At 56.6% G+C, this 14,206-nt stretch carries 13 protein-coding genes; 10 read left to right on the top strand and 3 right to left on the bottom strand.

Annotated elements, in window-relative coordinates; all coding sequences use genetic code 11:
* Window positions 1-89 precede the first annotated feature (89 nt).
* A complete protein-coding gene (gene fadL, locus SERS4_RS0118040) occupies window positions 90-1,367 on the bottom strand; it encodes a long-chain fatty acid transporter FadL (protein WP_026142467.1) in 1,278 nt (425 codons plus the stop codon).
* Between the two features lie 405 nt (window positions 1,368-1,772).
* Here fadL and SERS4_RS0118035 point away from each other — a divergent pair, with 405 nt between their 5' ends.
* From SERS4_RS0118035 to sixA, 4 genes are all read left to right on the top strand, one after another.
* Window positions 1,773-2,069, top strand: a complete 297-nt coding sequence (locus SERS4_RS0118035; protein ID WP_026142466.1) for a YfcZ/YiiS family protein — start codon at window positions 1,773-1,775, stop codon at window positions 2,067-2,069.
* Between the two features lie 191 nt (window positions 2,070-2,260).
* A complete protein-coding gene (gene fadI / locus SERS4_RS0118030; protein WP_012146092.1) occupies window positions 2,261-3,571 on the top strand; it encodes an acetyl-CoA C-acyltransferase FadI in 1,311 nt (436 codons plus the stop codon).
* Window positions 3,571-5,736 (top strand): fatty acid oxidation complex subunit alpha FadJ, encoded by a 2,166-nt coding sequence (gene fadJ, locus SERS4_RS0118025; RefSeq protein WP_017893535.1) that lies wholly within the window; start codon window positions 3,571-3,573, stop codon window positions 5,734-5,736. Before fadI ends, fadJ begins: the two co-directional genes overlap by 1 nt.
* A gap of 405 nt (window positions 5,737-6,141) precedes the next feature.
* Entirely contained in the window at window positions 6,142-6,624 is a 483-nt protein-coding gene (gene sixA / locus SERS4_RS0118020; protein ID WP_017893534.1) for a phosphohistidine phosphatase SixA, read from the top strand.
* Window positions 6,625-6,688: 64 nt separating this feature from the next.
* Here the strand turns inward: sixA and smrB are convergent, their stop codons facing one another.
* Window positions 6,689-7,219, bottom strand: a complete 531-nt coding sequence (gene smrB / locus SERS4_RS0118015) for an endonuclease SmrB (RefSeq protein WP_012146089.1) — start codon at window positions 7,217-7,219, stop codon at window positions 6,689-6,691.
* Window positions 7,220-7,389: 170 nt separating this feature from the next.
* Here smrB and prmB point away from each other — a divergent pair, with 170 nt between their 5' ends.
* The 6 genes from prmB (at window position 7,390) to SERS4_RS0117985 (ending at window position 12,042) form a co-directional block, all read left to right on the top strand.
* The gene (prmB, locus tag SERS4_RS0118010) at window positions 7,390-8,322 is read left to right on the top strand and encodes a 50S ribosomal protein L3 N(5)-glutamine methyltransferase (RefSeq protein WP_037410747.1); all 933 of its coding nucleotides are present in this window, start codon (window positions 7,390-7,392) and stop codon (window positions 8,320-8,322) included.
* A 62-nt stretch (window positions 8,323-8,384) separates the two neighbouring features.
* Window positions 8,385-9,470, top strand: a complete 1,086-nt coding sequence (aroC, locus tag SERS4_RS0118005; protein WP_012146087.1) for a chorismate synthase — start codon at window positions 8,385-8,387, stop codon at window positions 9,468-9,470.
* A 5-nt stretch (window positions 9,471-9,475) separates the two neighbouring features.
* Window positions 9,476-10,303 (top strand): penicillin-insensitive murein endopeptidase, encoded by an 828-nt coding sequence (gene mepA, locus SERS4_RS0118000; RefSeq protein WP_012146086.1) that lies wholly within the window; start codon window positions 9,476-9,478, stop codon window positions 10,301-10,303.
* Between the two features lie 3 nt (window positions 10,304-10,306).
* Complete coding sequence (locus tag SERS4_RS0117995) at window positions 10,307-11,107, top strand: sulfite exporter TauE/SafE family protein (RefSeq protein ID WP_017893533.1); 801 nt, start codon at window positions 10,307-10,309, stop codon at window positions 11,105-11,107.
* Window positions 11,108-11,171: 64 nt separating this feature from the next.
* On the top strand, window positions 11,172-11,729 hold the full coding sequence (locus SERS4_RS0117990; RefSeq protein WP_012146084.1) for an elongation factor P hydroxylase: 558 nt from the start codon (window positions 11,172-11,174) through the stop codon (window positions 11,727-11,729).
* 31 nt (window positions 11,730-11,760) lie between these two features.
* The gene (locus tag SERS4_RS0117985) at window positions 11,761-12,042 is read left to right on the top strand and encodes a YfcL family protein (RefSeq protein WP_012146083.1); all 282 of its coding nucleotides are present in this window, start codon (window positions 11,761-11,763) and stop codon (window positions 12,040-12,042) included.
* 44 nt (window positions 12,043-12,086) lie between these two features.
* On the opposite strand, the gene mnmC is transcribed toward SERS4_RS0117985, so the two are convergent.
* On the bottom strand, window positions 12,087-14,108 hold the full coding sequence (gene mnmC, locus SERS4_RS0117980) for a bifunctional tRNA (5-methylaminomethyl-2-thiouridine)(34)-methyltransferase MnmD/FAD-dependent 5-carboxymethylaminomethyl-2-thiouridine(34) oxidoreductase MnmC (protein ID WP_017893532.1): 2,022 nt from the start codon (window positions 14,106-14,108) through the stop codon (window positions 12,087-12,089).
* Window positions 14,109-14,206: the final 98 nt, after the last annotated feature.

The raw sequence follows: 14,206 nt of genomic DNA, 5'->3' as shown, positions 1-14,206 counted from the left end.
CCGTCGACTGGCGGGTTTTTTTTCGCCCGGCAAATAGTAGGCAATAAAAAAGCGCCCCGCAGGGCGCTTTGGCTTCATCGTCGAAAGGATTAGAAGCGGTAGTTGAAGTTGGCGCCGTACAGCCAGGCCTTGCCCACGGATTCGAAGGTATATGGACCTTCTTTGATGGTGACTTTCTGGCCGTGCATGTAGGAAACACCGACGTCAACAGAGGCGTCTTTGTTGAATGCGTAGCTGGTACCTGCGCTCAGCCAGAAGCGGTCCTGATCCGGGATAGAGATAGAACGGTTCTGGGCCGGCACCGGGCTGTCATCAAAGGCGATACCGGTACGGAAGGTCCAGTTATCGTCATAGAAGTAGGTGGTACCCAGCGCGATACGGTAAGCGTCTTTGAAGCCTTCATGCTTCTCAAACAGCGTTTGACCGTTGTTGCCGGTAGCTTTCAGCTCCTGGAACTGACTCCAACTGGTGTAAGCCAGGCTGTAGTGGACAGCCCACTGTGGCGCAACCTTGTTGTAACCCGAGATTTCCCACATTTCCGGCAGGTTCAGAGTCAGAGAGCCAGGAATGGTATTGCCATCGGTCCCCCATGGCAGACCGGTTCTTCCCTGCAGCGGGTTAAAGCGGGATGGAATGCTGCTTTTGTAGTCGCCGTCGAAGTCGACTTTCACTTCTGAACGGTAAGTTAAGCCATAGCGGTTGTTTTCGTCGACTTCATACAGCAGGCCGGCGTTCCAGCCAAAGCCCCATTCATCGCCCTTCAGGTGAGAGATTTGAGTATCAGCCGGCATTCCGAGGGCTGCACCACTTTCACCCGCATAACGCTCGAGCTTGGCTTTGGCGTAAACCGCATCGAAGCCCAGGCCGAAGCTGAATTGTTGATTGAGGCGATAAGCCCCGCTCAGGTTCAGGTTCACGGTGGTCAGATCGGTTTTACCACCGTAAGCCCCGGCGGTGTAACCGTCGTTGAATTCGGTCGCCAGGCCGTAGTTGCTGGTGACAGAGCCGCCTACGGCAAACTGATCGTTAATCGGTTGAACATAATGCAGGTTTGGCACCCAGGCGGTAGGGGCGATGTTCTTGGAGTCAAGGCTGGCACCGGAAGGTGACTTGCCGGTAATGTCCACGTCCGGATCGATAAATACCGCGCCAAGGGAGAGTTCCGGGCGGGTGTACATCATCAACAGGGCCGGGTTACGGCTGGCGGAAGCCGCAGTATCTGCCATGGCGCCTTCGCCAGAATACGAACGTCCTAAACCAGCTGATGAAAACTCATTCAGCTGGAATCCTGCGGCAGACACGTTTGAAGAAATAATTGCCACTGCAGCTGCGAGAGCTGATTTAGTAAATAGGTTTTTCTGGCTCATGACCAAAACCTCATTATGTGTTTATTATTTAAACATGTTACATAAGGTAACAAGGAAGCGCGCGATTGTAGGGTCCGATCTCATTCAGACAAATCAGACCAGTGGCTGAATTATAGGTCCGACCTGTGAGAATGTTGCAACATTGTTTTTGAAATATTTCCAAATTGATATCAAAAGAGAGATCTGGCTAACAAAAAACCAGTGGTACATAACAAAATTCTTACCATTCCTTAGCAGACAACGATTTTCATTTGTGATTTCCATCACTTAAAACACCTATAAAAAGTAAGTGCTAGTGATCGGTTTCGCCGCAGAGTAAAATAGGCGCAGAACCTTGTATCTTTGCGCCAGCGTTTAAATGGCAATTTGGATGCGCGTAATGGCGGTCCCTGAGGAGAATTAACCATGTCAAATTCACTTAATAAATGTAGCGCCCAGGAAACTGCCGCTTGTTGCTGTGTTGACGTTGGCACCGTCATGGACAATACCGATTGCACCGCGTCCTACAGCCAGGTGTTTAACAATCAGCAGGATGCAGAGAAAATGTTGGCCGCGTTGACTGAAAAAGCCCGGGGTGTGGAATCTGACCCTTGCGACATCAGCAGTAGCATTAAACCGGTTGACGGTGGTGTAGAACTGGTGGCTGATTTCACCTTTGCCTGCCAGGCAGAAACCTTTATTTTCCAGCTCGGCCTGCGTTAATTGCTGCTTTAAAAGGGTGCGGGACTTACCCGCACCTTCACCTGTCCGACAATCCCTCCCTGGAAAGTTGCTCCTGCTCTCAGTTTTCGCTTCTGACGGTTTGCCAAATGTAAACATTTGGTTAACAATGGCCCCATCAGGTCAGACCTCTTTTGGCCGTTGTGCTGACGTTATTCTCTTCAGGAGCGTTTATGAGTAAGGCACTGCCGTTGGTGACCCGTCACGGTGACCGTATTGCGATTGTAAATGGACTGCGCACCCCCTTTGCCAAACAGGCGACCGCTTATCACGGTATTCCGGCGGTAGATTTGGGTAAAACGGCGGTGAGTGAACTATTGGCCCGTACTGGCATCGATCCGGCGCTGATCGAGCAACTGGTGTTCGGCCAGGTGGTGCAAATGCCGGAAGCGCCGAATATTGCGCGTGAAATCGTGCTCGGCACCGGCATGAGCGTGCATACCGATGCCTACAGCGTGTCGCGTGCCTGCGCCACCAGCTTCCAGGCGATTGCCAACGTGGCTGAGAGCATTATGGCCGGTAGCATCAGCATCGGTATTGCCGGCGGCGCTGACTCTTCTTCCGTTTTGCCTATTGGCGTCAGCAAAGCGCTGGCGCGCACGCTGGTGGACGTTAACAAGGCCCGTACCCTGTCACAGCGCCTCAAATTGTTCAGCCGACTGAAGTTCCGTGACCTGATGCCGGTTCCCCCGGCGGTAGCGGAATACTCTACGGGTCTGCGAATGGGCGATACCGCCGAACAAATGGCGAAAAGCCACGGCATCACCCGTGAAGAGCAGGATGCGTTGGCGCACCGCTCGCATCAGTTAGCGGCCAAAGCCTGGGAACAGGGGCTGCTGCACGATGAGGTGATGACCGCCTACGTGCCGCCGTATCGCACCCAAATTAGCGAAGACAACAACGTCCGCAAAGACTCCAGCCTGGCTTCCTACGCGAAGCTGAAACCGGCATTTGACCGCAAGCATGGCAGCGTTACCGCAGCCAACAGCACCCCCCTGACCGACGGTGCGGCGGCGGTACTGATGATGAGTGAATCGCGGGCGAAAGAGCTGGGCTTACAGCCGCTGGGCTACCTGCGCAGCTTTGCCTTCTCCGCCATCGACGTGTGGGAAGATATGTTGCTTGGGCCGTCCTATGCTACACCGCTGGCGTTGGATCGCGCCGGTATCGGCCTGGCTGATCTGACGCTTATCGACATGCATGAAGCTTTCGCCGCACAAACCCTGGCCAACCTGAAGATGTTTGCCAGTGACGAGTTTGCCCAGCAAAAATTGGGTCGCAGCCGGGCGATTGGTGAAGTGGATATGGATAAATTCAACGTACTGGGCGGCTCGATCGCCTATGGCCACCCGTTTGCCGCTACCGGCGCGCGCATGATCACCCAAACGCTGCACGAGCTGAAACGCCGTGGTGGCGGGCTGGGATTGACTACCGCCTGCGCGGCAGGGGGGTTAGGGGCCGCAATGATCGTAGAGGTGGAATAATGAGTTTTGAAAACGCATTGCACGAACAGCGAGCCAAACCCTCAGCCTTTCAGCTGACGATACGTCCGGATAATATAGGCGTGATCACCATTGATGTCCCCGGCGAGAAGGTCAATACGCTGAAGGCCGAGTTTGTCGAACAGGTCAACGACGTACTGATCCGCGCGCAGCAGCATCCAGCGCTGGAAGGGCTGGTGATCGTTTCCGGCAAGCCGGACTCGTTTATTGCCGGTGCGGATATCACCATGATTGCCGCCTGTACCACAGCCAAAGAAGCCGAAACGCTGGCGAAAAAAGGCCAAAGCACCCTGGCACAGATTGCGGCATTCCAGGTTCCGGTCGTGGCAGCCATTCACGGTGCCTGCCTGGGTGGCGGCCTGGAGCTGGCTTTGGCCTGCCACGGCCGCGTCTGCTCACTGGATGATAAAACCGCACTCGGCCTGCCGGAAGTTCAGTTGGGTTTGCTGCCGGGTTCCGGCGGCACTCAGCGCTTGCCGCGGTTGATTGGTGCCAGCAAGGCGCTGGACATGATCCTGACCGGCAAACACATTCGGGCGCGCCAGGCGCTGCGTCTGGGGCTGGTGGACGACGCGGTGCCGCAATCGATCTTGCTGCAGACCGCCATCGAACGAGTCAAACAGGGCTGGCAGAGCCGACGCGAATTGCCATGGCAGGAGCGTTTGCTCAACGGCCCCTTGGGTAAAAGCCTGCTGTTCAGCATTGTACGCAAGAAAACGCTGGCGAAAACGCACGGTAACTATCCGGCGGCGGAGCGCATTATTCAGGTGGTGCGTACCGGCCTGGATAGTGGTAGCGCCAGCGGTTATGAAGCCGAGGCCAGAGCCTTCGGCGAGCTGGCTATGACCCCGCAGTCAGCGGCGTTACGCAGCCTGTTCTTTGCCTCTACCGCGTTGAAGAAAGAGCGCGGTGGTAATGCGCAACCTCACGCATTGCATCGTATCGGCATTTTGGGCGGTGGCTTGATGGGCGGTGGGATTGCCTGCGTGACCGCTACGCGCGGCGGCCTGCCGGTACGAATTAAAGACGTTAACGAAACGGGCATTAATCACGCGTTAAAATACAGTTGGGATGTGCTCAGCAAAAGGGTTCGCAGTAAACGCATGCGCCCGGCAGAGCGACAAAAACAGATGATGCTGATCTCCGGCTCGACCGATTACAGCGGTTTTGATCAGGTGGACGTGGTAATTGAGGCGGTGTTTGAAGATTTGTCGCTCAAGCAGCAGATGGTAGCCGAAATCGAACAACACGCGGCCCCGCACACTATTTTTGCCTCCAATACCTCATCGCTGCCGATTGGCCAGATTGCCGCCAAGGCGCAGCGGCCGGAGCAGGTGATCGGCCTGCATTATTTCAGCCCGGTCGATAAAATGCCGCTGGTGGAGGTGATCCCCCATGCCACGACCAGCGAAGAAACCATTGCCACCACCGTGGCGTTGGCGCACAAGCAAGGCAAGACGGCGATTGTGGTTGCCGATCGCGCCGGTTTCTACGTTAACCGCATTTTGGCTCCTTATATAAATGAAGCAGCGCGTTGTCTGTTGGAAGGTGAGCCGATCGAATCTCTGGACAAGGCGCTGGTCGATTTCGGCTTCCCGGTCGGGCCAATAACCCTGCTCGATGAAGTGGGTATTGACGTCGGTACCAAGATAAGTCCGGTACTGGTGGAGCAGTTGGGTCCGCGCTTTGCCGCCCCGGCGGCCTTCGATGCGGTGTTGAAAGACGGACGTAAAGGGCGCAAGAACGGCCGTGGCTTCTATCTGTATCCGAGCGAAGGCCAGCAACGTCAACGGCACAAACGCGCCGATACCTCGGTATATATTCTGCTTGGCATTACACCGAAGTCGCATTTGCAGCAGGCGGTTATTGCCCAGCGCTGCGTGATGATGATGCTGAACGAAGCGGCGCGCTGTCTGGATGAAGGTGTGATCCGTAGCGCACGCGACGGTGACATCGGCGCAGTGTTCGGCATTGGCTTCCCACCGTTCCTTGGCGGGCCATTCCGTTATATGGATCAGCTGGGCGTCGAGAAGGTGGTTAAAACGCTGGAGTACCTGCAGCGCCAGCACGGGGAATATTTTGCGCCCTGTGAACGTTTGCAGCGCATGGCCCAGCAGGGCGAGCGCTTCTATCCGCAGGGGTCTTGAGCAGCGCGGTGACGTGATTTGTACTAGAGTAGGATCAAGGGGCTTTGTGATCGTTATCACTCCTTGCACTACCGGCAATTCCACTCGCTGTACAGGGGGATAGGGACGAGGTAACGTAGCCCGATGGCGGTGTAAAACTGGCCGCCATCAATAAAATTCATGTTGAGAAGGTTAAAATTTAACCTGTTGAATTGGTTATTATGTGAGCATTGAATTCGTGTCGAGACGCCTTTGATGTAAAAAACAGCGTTTTCTTTACGTGAACTTTCAGGCAAAATGCCCGGCCGCCATAGAGAGACGGCGCGTTATCGTTTCAAAGCTTTTGCTTTGGGGTTGTAAAACTCGGCGATACAGCACGCTCGGCGTTTCTGTATAGCGTTATTTTGTCAACAACAGCGGTGCAATATGCAAGTTTTGATTATGCGTCACGGAGAGGCGGCACTCGATGCGGCCAGCGATTCGGTAAGACCTCTTACTGTTTGTGGCCGTGATGAGTCACGTCAGATGGCGGCCTGGTTAAATACCAAGTCTGTGGATATTGAACGAGTGCTGGTCAGCCCCTATCTGCGGGCCGAGCAGACGCTGGCCACGGTGCGCGAAGCCTTGACCTTGCCGGCGAGCGAAGAAGTGCTGCCTGAGTTGACGCCGGGCGGGGACGCCAGCCTGGTGGGCAGTTATTTGCAGGTGCTGGCACAGCAGGGGATCAGCTCGGTGCTGATTGTCTCTCACTTGCCGCTGGTGGGTTACCTGGTGGCTGAGCTTTGCCCGGGTGAATGTCCGCCGATGTTTGCCACCTCGGCAATCGCCAACGTTGATTTGGCGGCAGACGGTAGCTGCGGTAAATTTGAATGGCAGGTCAGTCCGTCGCAGGTGATGGCTAAAGTGTAGGGGCCGCAGGCCGGTTCCAAACAAAAGGGCGATGTTAAATATCGCCCTTTGTCATTTCTGCAGTTTACTCGGCCAGTTCGACCAGCAGCAAGATGGCCGCGGTCCCGCCCCATTCCTTGGGCGCCTGGTGGAACACCAGTACGTCGGGATGCTGCGCCAGCCACAGCGGGGTTTGCTGTTTAAGGATATGCTTGCCGTGGCCGTGCATCACACAGGCGCAGTGCACGTGTTCGCGGCGGCAAGCGGCGATCAGTGCGCCCAGTTCCTGCTTGGCCTGCATTTGGGTCAGGCCGTGCAAATCGAGAAACAGCTCCGGTGAATAGTCACCGCGGCGCAGTTTTTTCAGCTCAAAAGCACTGTAACCGGGGCGAACATAGCGCGTCGGGCCTTCCTCTTCCAACTGCGGTTGGTATTCATCCGAGAAATAATGACTGGCGTCCACCTGTTCCTGCAGCAGGCGCTGCGGGGCAATCTGTTTGGTTTTTGGCTTGGGTTTACGGTGGACAATGGTGTCCTGACGCAGCTTTTTTGCGTCTACTACCGACTCTCTGAAGAGCTGCAATTCATCTTTGCTCAGAGGGTGCTTGTTCTTCATTTTTCATTCACCGGAAATCATTTATCGCGGTAGTTTACCGTGTCGCGGGTATCTGTCGACGCAAAATTCGCGCCAAAATGAAAAGCGCAAGGGGTTAGCGTGATTTGTCGCGGGCTTCATGGCAAACTATGCGGCTAAATCATGAATCACAGTGCCTGCCGGAGGGCAAATTGGACAAAATTTTCGTCGAGGAAGCAGTGAATGAACTGCACACCATTCAAGATATGCTGCGTTGGACAGTAAGCCGTTTTAACGCCGCCGATATCTACTATGGTCACGGAACCGATAATCCGTGGGACGAAGCGGTGCAATTGGTGCTGCCAAGCCTGTTCCTGCCGCTGGATATTCCAGAGGACATGCACACTGCACGTTTGACCTCCAGCGAACGCCACCGCATCGTTGAACGCGTGATCCGCCGCGTCAACGAGCGCATTCCGGTAGCCTACCTGACCAACAAAGCCTGGTTCTGCGACCTGGAGTTTTATGTCGATGAGCGCGTGCTGGTACCGCGTTCCCCGATTGGCGAATTGATCAACGATCGCTTCAGCGCATTGATCCCTCATTCGCCGAGCCATATTCTCGACATGTGTACCGGCAGCGGCTGCATTGCCATTGCCTGCGGCTATGCTTTCCCGGATGCGGAAGTGGACGCGGTAGACATCTCCGCCGACGTGCTGGCGGTGACCGAGCGCAATATTCAGGCGCTGGGCGTTGAACAGCAGGTGACTCCGATCCGTTCCGATCTGTTCCGCGATCTTCCGGCGATCCAGTACGATCTGATTGTCACCAACCCACCGTACGTTGATGCAGAAGACATGTCCGATCTGCCGGAAGAGTTCCGCTTTGAACCTGAACTGGGTCTGGCGGCGGGTAGCGACGGTCTGAAGCTGGTGCGTCGCATTCTGGCCTGTGCGCCGGATTACCTGAGCGACGACGGCGTGCTGATTTGTGAAGTGGGTAACAGCATGGTACATCTGATGGAACAGTATCCGGATATTCCGTTCAGCTGGCTGGAGTTCGAAAACGGCGGTGACGGGGTGTTCATGCTGACCAAACAGCAACTGGTAGATTGCAAAGAGCATTTCAGCCTCTACCGCAGCTAAGCATTCTCCGGGCCTGTCCTCGCGGGCCCAACAAAGATAATAATTAAGGGTAAGGATCCGCGATGGCAGGAAACAGTATTGGGCAGATTTTCCGCGTCACCACATTTGGTGAATCTCACGGTGTGGCGCTGGGCTGTATCGTAGACGGTGTGCCACCGGGCATTCCGCTTACCGAAGCTGATTTGCAGCACGATCTGGACCGCCGTCGTCCAGGCACCTCGCGTTATACCACCCAACGCCGCGAGCCGGATCAGGTCCGTATTCTTTCCGGCGTGTTTGAAGGTGTGACTACCGGTACCAGCATCGGGCTGATAATCGAAAACACCGACCAGCGCTCGCAGGACTACGGTGCCATTAAGGACGTGTTCCGTCCGGGGCATGCAGACTACACCTACGAACAAAAATACGGCGTGCGCGACTATCGTGGCGGCGGCCGTTCTTCGGCGCGTGAAACCGCCATGCGTGTTGCAGCGGGGGCGATTGCCAAGAAATACCTGCAGCAGAAATTTGGCGTACAGGTGCGTGGCTATCTGGCGCAGATCGGCGACGTGGTCTGCGAGCTGAAAGACTGGGAGCAGGTCGAACAGAATCCGTTCTTCTGTCCGGATCCGGACAAGCTGGAAGCCCTGGACGAACTGATGCGCGCATTGAAGAAAGAGGGCGACTCCATTGGTGCCAAGGTCAGCGTAGTGGCAGAAAACGTGCCGGTAGGCCTTGGCGAACCGGTGTTTGACCGCCTTGACGCGGATTTGGCGCATGCGTTGATGAGCATCAATGCGGTAAAAGGCGTGGAAATTGGCGACGGCTTTAGCGTTGTGACCAAGCGCGGCAGCGAAAACCGCGATGAAATCACCCCGGAAGGTTTCCAGAGCAACCATGCGGGCGGCATCCTCGGCGGTATCAGCAGTGGGCAGGCGGTGATCGCCCATCTGGCGCTGAAACCGACCTCCAGCATTATGGTGCCAGGCAGAACCATCAATCGCCAGGGCGAAGCGGTGGAAATGGTTACCCGTGGTCGCCATGACCCTTGCGTAGGCATCCGTGCGGTACCGATTGCCGAAGCGATGATGGCGATTGTGCTGATGGATCACCTGTTGCGCCAACGTGCGCAGAACGGTGATGTAGTTTCTAACGTCCCACGCTGGTAATCACCATGAAAAACTGGATGTTGGGCATCCTTGCCCTGATGGCTTCGGGCTCCGCCATGGCGTTGACGCCGTGGCAGAAAATTGAGAACCCGGTGGCCGGTTCACCGCAGGCGGTGGGCGGTTTTGCCAATGGTTGCATTATCGGTGCCCAGCCGCTGCCGTTGAATTCGCCGGATTATCAGGTGATGCGCCCCGATCAACGCCGCTACTTCGGCCATCCGGATCTGCTGGCGTTTATCCAGCGCCTGAGCAGTAAGGCGAACCAAAAAAACCTCGGTACGGTACTGATCGGCGATATGGCGATGCCGGCCGGTGGGCGCTTCAGCAGTGGCCATGCCAGCCATCAGTCAGGGCTTGATGTCGACATCTGGTTACAGTTGCCGCGTCAACGCTGGAGTGCACAGCAATTGCTGAAGCCGCAACCGATCGACTTGGTTTCCAGTGACGGTAAGCAGGTGGTTGCGCGCCAGTGGCAGCCGCAGATTGAAACTTTGATCAAAGCAGCTGCGCAGGATCAGGAAGTGACGCGGATCTTCGTCAACCCGGCGATCAAGCAGCGCCTGTGCCTGGATGCCGGTGCCGATCGTGACTGGTTGCACAAGGTGCGGCCGTGGTTTGGCCATCGTGCGCACATGCATGTGCGCCTGCGTTGTCCGGCCGGTAGCCTGGAGTGTAAAGAACAGGATACCCCACCGCCGGGCGACGGCTGTGGTGCCGAACTGGCAAGTTGGTTCATTCCGCATCAGCCGAGTGCCAAGCCGGGTAAACCGGTACCGCCGCCATTACCGCCTACCTGTCAGGCTTTGCTGAATAACCATTTCGCTGCGGAATAATAAATGGATTGGTTCGTCGTTGGCCCCGAGATGCTCGGGGTTTTGTTTGTGGTGGCATTGCTGGCGGGCTTTATCGACTCCATTGCCGGTGGGGGGGGGTTGTTGACCGTACCGGCACTGCTGGCGGTGGGGGTGTCTCCCGCGCAGGCGCTGGCAACCAACAAACTGCAGTCGGTGGGTGGTTCCTTATCCGCCAGCCTGTACTTCATCCGCCGACGAGCCGTTGATCTCAACGATCAAAAGCTGACAATTCTGTTGGCGCTGATCGGTTCTGTCGCCGGGGCGATCCTGGTGCAGCACATGCGTGCCGATCTGCTACGGCAAATGTTGCCGTTGCTGGTGATCGGCATCGGCCTGTACTTTCTGCTGACCCCGCGTCTGGGGGAGAGTGACCGACAGCGTCGTTTGAGCGCCTTGCCGTTCGGGCTGGTGGCCGGGGGCTGCGTGGGTTTTTATGACGGCTTCTTTGGCCCTGGCGCCGGTTCCTTCTACGCGCTGTCCTATGTGACGCTGTGCGGCTTTAACCTGGCCAAATCCACCGCTCACGCCAAGGTGCTGAACTTCACTTCCAATTTTGGCAGCCTGGTGTTGTTTATCATCGGCGGCAAGGTGGTGTGGAGTATCGGTCTGGTGATGTTGGTAGGGCAGGTGCTGGGGGCGCGCCTCGGGGCGCATATGGTGATGACCCGTGGGCAAAAGCTGATCCGCCCGATGATCGTCATCGTTTCTCTGGTGATGAGCTGCAAGCTGTTGTACGACAATCACGGTACGGAAATTCAGCAGTGGCTGGCGTTGCATTTTTAGCATGCCAAGCGAGCGGTAACATGAAATAATTGCCGTTTTATTTTTGTGGTTATTGGATTTGTTTATGTCAGACACACAGGCTACCCATCAATACGAACAGCTGATTGATATCTTTAATCAGTGCTTCAGTGATGATTACAACACCCGGCTGGTTAAAGGCGACGATGAGCCGATTTATTTGCCGGCCGACGACCAACTGCCGTACCACCGTATTGTCTTTGCCCACGGCTATTACGCCAGCGGCATGCATGAGATTTCTCACTGGTGCATTGCCGGTGAACAGCGCCGTAAACTGGTCGATTTCGGTTACTGGTACTGCCCGGACGGGCGCGACGCACAGACGCAAAGCGAATTTGAAGCGGTAGAAATCAAGCCGCAGTCGCTGGAGTGGATGTTCTGCGTGGCGGCGGGATTCCCGTTCAACGTCAGTTGCGACAACCTGAACGGTGACTGCGAACCGGATCGAATCGCCTTCCAGCGTAAGGTACGCGAACGGGTACTGTTGCTGTTGGAACAGGGAATACCCACAAGACCTGCGCGCTTTATTCAGGCGTTACAATCGTTTTACAATACGCCACCGCTGACGGCTGAGCTTTTCCCCTATCCGGAAGATCTCAACTGACCGTCAGTTTGTTATTTAATGAGGAAATTTGATGATCGCAGAATTTGAAGCGCGCATTTTGGCGCTGATTGATGACATGGTAGAGCACGCCAGCGATGATGAACTGTTTGCCGGTGGCTACCTGCGCGGTCATCTGACGCTGGCGGTTGCCGAAGTGGAAGAGCTGGGCGAACACAGCGCCGAAGCGCTGAAAACGCAGGTGGAAAGCAGCCTGCATAAAGCCATTGCTGCCGGTGAGCTGTCGCCGCCGGACCAGGTGTTGGTGTATGGCATGTGGGAAAATCTGTACCAAACCGCACTGCCGACCGCCTGATCCGTTTTACGAGGCGCTGAAAACAGCGCCTCGTAAAACCGCCATTAAACCGCACGCCCCTTCAGTAGTTTCCTTACCCACATCCGATTAGGATTCAATGCTGCCAGCATGTCTGCGTCGCCCGGCAAGGGTTCGCCGAACAGCTGCGCCGCCAAAATTTCCGCCGCCAGCGGTGCCGAGCACAGCCCACGTGAACCCAACGCGCCAATCACAAACAGATTGGGATAGCTCGGTGCATTGGCGATAGCCTCGCCGCGTTGATGCTGGCGCTGCAGATCCTGATACTGCATCAGCGTAGCCTGATAGTCTGGCACCGCGCCGATCATCGGCAGGTGATCGCGGGTGGCGCTGCGCACGCCGCAGCGGGCCTGCTGACCGCTGACATCAACCTGTGCTGGCCAGCTCTGTTCAGGCAGGCAGCGCAGCAGGCGAGCACGGTTATCCTGCTGTTCTTCCTCGCGGTATTCGGTGATGGTTTCGCCGCGCTGGTAGCTGGCACCGATACAGTGCTGTTGGTTGTTGGCATTGACCGGCGTCAGATAGCCGTCGTAACACAGCACCTGTTTCAATTCGCTCAGCGCTGGGGTGGTGGGAATATGGGAAACTTGACCGCGCACTGCATAAACCGGCAGCGCTTCGCTGGGCGCCAGTTCGCCAAGCCGGTGGCCGTTGGCCAGGATCACCGTCGCATGCTGTCGGGTTTCACCCTGGTTGAAACTGAGCTGCCAGCCGGTGTCGGTGGCGGCCAGGGCTTGGACGTCAGACTCATAGTGACAGCTTAACCCCTGACGTTGCGCCAGGGCTATCGCATTGCGCGTCAGCTCGGCCGGGCACAGCCAGCCACCCTGTGGGTAGTTAATGCCGCCAAAACCACTGTCGATACCGCACAGGGCGCTGAGCGTGGTGCGATCGGCTGCCACGGCCAGTTGTTGTGGCCATTCAACCGCCAGCATGTTGGCAATCTTCCCGGCACTTTTTTCATCATAGGCCAATTGGCTGACGCCACACCACTGGTGGTCAAACGTCACGCCCTGTTTTACCAGTGCGTCGTACTGGCGGCGGGCAAAAAGGAAAGCGGCGCTGAAGAAATTCTCCAGGGCATCGCCGCGGCCGTTCAGCAACGGATAAAGCGCTCCCTGACGGTTGCCCGATGCCCCTTCGGCCGCCTGAGGATCGGCACAGTACAGCGTGACCTTCGCACCACGGCGCAGCAAGGCGAGGGCCGTCAAGGCGCTGGCAACGCCGCCGCCAATGATAGCGATATCGTCGGTACTTTCCGCCGCCGGGCGCAGTAACCAGGGCGTGGGGTGGGCCACCGCTGGTGCATCGGCAGGTAACTCGCCAATCAGCATTTCACGTTTCTGGCCGAAACCTTTGCTTTTTATGACTTCAAATCCGGCCTGCTGCAGCCCGCGCCGCACAAAACCTGCGGCGGTGAAGGTGGCCAGGCTGCCCCCCGGCCGGGCAAAGCGCGCCATGGCGGCGAACAATTGCTCGGTCCACATATCCGGATTTTTCGACGGGGCGAAGCCGTCGAGGAACCAGGCATCGATTTGGCGGTGCATGCTGGCGTCGAAGTGCGGTAGCAATTCGTTCACGTCACCGAACCACAGATCCAGCGTAATGCGGCCTTCCGCCAGCAACAGGCGGTGGCAGCCCGGCAGCGGCAACGGCCATTGGGCGCGTAACTCGTCGGCATAGGGAGCCAGCTCTGGCCAACGGGCATGTGCCGCCGCCAGATCGGCCTGCAGCAGCGGGAATTTTTCAAAGCTGATAAAGTGCAGCCGCTGCAGCGTGGCATCCGGCGTTGTGGCATGAAAATCGGCAAAGGCCTGCCACAGGGTTAAAAAATTAAGTCCGGTGCCGAAGCCGGTTTCCGCCACGATAAACAGCGGGCGAGGGTGTTCGGCAAAACGTGACGGCAGCCGGTTGCCCTTGAGAAACACGTAGCGGGTTTCTTCCAGCCCATCCTGATTAGAAAAGTAGACGTCATCAAACTGTTTCGAAACAGGTGTACCCTGTTCATTCCAGGATAACGCTGCGGTTTGGATCGGGGCGTGGCTCACGGTTGGTTGCTCGTAACTCAAGGGGTGACGGGATTCTAACGGCGCTGGCGCTATGGCGCAAACTGGATAAGAATAAAGCTGAAAAACGCTGATCGGAC

Origin of the sequence: Serratia sp. S4, assembly GCF_000347995.1 — a bacterium.
Lineage (GTDB): Bacteria > Pseudomonadota > Gammaproteobacteria > Enterobacterales > Enterobacteriaceae > Serratia > Serratia quinivorans.
The sequence above is the reverse complement of the archived record's forward strand: the minus strand, read 5'-3'. Positions and strand labels throughout refer to the sequence as shown.

Excerpts from the sequence above, each read along its gene's own strand:
- smrB (WP_012146089.1), bottom strand. The coding sequence starts at position 7,219 with ATGAAGAACAAGCACCCTCTGAGCAAAGATGAATTGCAGCTCTTCAGA.
- sixA (WP_017893534.1), top strand. The coding sequence starts at position 6,142 with ATGCAAGTTTTGATTATGCGTCACGGAGAGGCGGCACTCGATGCGGCC.
- aroC (WP_012146087.1), top strand. The coding sequence starts at position 8,385 with ATGGCAGGAAACAGTATTGGGCAGATTTTCCGCGTCACCACATTTGGT.
- SERS4_RS0118035 (WP_026142466.1), top strand. The coding sequence starts at position 1,773 with ATGTCAAATTCACTTAATAAATGTAGCGCCCAGGAAACTGCCGCTTGT.
- SERS4_RS0117985 (WP_012146083.1), top strand. The coding sequence starts at position 11,761 with ATGATCGCAGAATTTGAAGCGCGCATTTTGGCGCTGATTGATGACATG.
- fadL (WP_026142467.1), bottom strand. The coding sequence starts at position 1,367 with ATGAGCCAGAAAAACCTATTTACTAAATCAGCTCTCGCAGCTGCAGTG.
- fadI (WP_012146092.1), top strand. The coding sequence starts at position 2,261 with ATGAGTAAGGCACTGCCGTTGGTGACCCGTCACGGTGACCGTATTGCG.
- SERS4_RS0117990 (WP_012146084.1), top strand. The coding sequence starts at position 11,172 with ATGTCAGACACACAGGCTACCCATCAATACGAACAGCTGATTGATATC.
- fadJ (WP_017893535.1), top strand. The coding sequence starts at position 3,571 with ATGAGTTTTGAAAACGCATTGCACGAACAGCGAGCCAAACCCTCAGCC.
- mepA (WP_012146086.1), top strand. The coding sequence starts at position 9,476 with ATGAAAAACTGGATGTTGGGCATCCTTGCCCTGATGGCTTCGGGCTCC.
- SERS4_RS0117995 (WP_017893533.1), top strand. The coding sequence starts at position 10,307 with ATGGATTGGTTCGTCGTTGGCCCCGAGATGCTCGGGGTTTTGTTTGTG.